Here is a 1,190-nt window from a genome sequence, read left to right on the forward strand (position 1 = left end):
CCGCGGGACCCGTCGGCTTTTCCACGAGAGGCAGGAAGCCGGTGAAGGAACTCTTCGGCAAGCTCGTCGACGGCACCGAGATCCACCGCTGGTCGCTGGAGAACGGCGGCACCCGTCTGAAGGTCCTGTCGTACGGCGGGATCGTGCAGTCCCTGGAGATCCCGGACCGGGACGGCCGGTACGCCAACGTCTCGCTGGGGTTCGACAGCGTCGAGGACTACGTCGCCGGGTCGCCCTACTTCGGCGCGCTGATCGGCCGGTACGGCAACCGGATCGGGGCGGGCCGGTTCACGCTCGACGGCGAGGCGTACGAACTCTCCGTCAACGACGGAGCGAACAGCCTGCACGGCGGTACGGACGGCTTCGACAAGGCCGTGTGGGAGGTCGAACCGTTCACGGACGGCCCGGATGTGGGCCTGCGGCTGTCCCGTACGAGCGCCGACGGCGAGATGGGCTACCCCGGCACGCTGGACGTGAAGGTCACCTACACCCTCACCGAGCGGGGCGAGTGGCGTATCGACTACGAGGCGACCACGGACAGGGCCACCGTCGTCAACCTCACCAACCATGTGTACTGGAACCTCGCGGGCGAGGGCAGCGGCTCGGTCCACGACCACGAGCTGACGATCGCCGCCGCCCGCTACACCCCTGTCGGCTCCGGCCTGATCCCCACCGGCGAGCCGGCCGACGTCGCGGGCACCCCCTTCGACTTCCGGACGGGCAAGACGGTCGGCGAGGACGTCCGCGAGGCCGATCCGCAGCTGCTGCACGCCAAGGGTTTCGACCACAACTGGGTCCTGGACAAGGGCGGTACGGCCGAGCCGGAGTGGGCCGCGACACTGGTGGATCCGGTGTCCGGCCGTACGCTGACGATCTCGACGACCGAGCCGGGGCTGCAGTTCTACTCCGGGAACTTCCTGGACGGCACGCTCGTAGGAGCCTCCGGGAAGATCTACCGGCAAGGGGACGCGCTGTGTCTGGAGACCCAGCACTTCCCGGACTCGCCGAACAAGCCGTCGTACCCGTCGACGGTGCTGCGACCTGGGCAGACGTACCGCTCGACGACGGTCCACGTCTTCTCCTGACGGCCGTCCACCCGCTCTCCCGACGACCACCCTTCACAGGTGGTTCACAAGTTCCTGTCAAATTCTCAGCGGTTGAACAGAGTCACCCCAGGCTCCGTATGTAAG

1 protein-coding gene is annotated in these 1,190 nt (G+C 67.7%); it reads left to right on the top strand.

All coding sequences use genetic code 11. The annotated features are described in order from the left end of the window. Positions 1-41 precede the first annotated feature (41 nt). A complete protein-coding gene (locus ACFU53_RS48090) occupies positions 42-1,085 on the top strand; it encodes an aldose epimerase family protein (protein WP_384007040.1) in 1,044 nt (347 codons plus the stop codon). Positions 1,086-1,190: the final 105 nt, after the last annotated feature.

It is taken from the genome of Streptomyces sp. NPDC057474 (assembly GCF_042802555.1).
GTDB lineage: Bacteria > Actinomycetota > Actinomycetes > Streptomycetales > Streptomycetaceae > Streptomyces.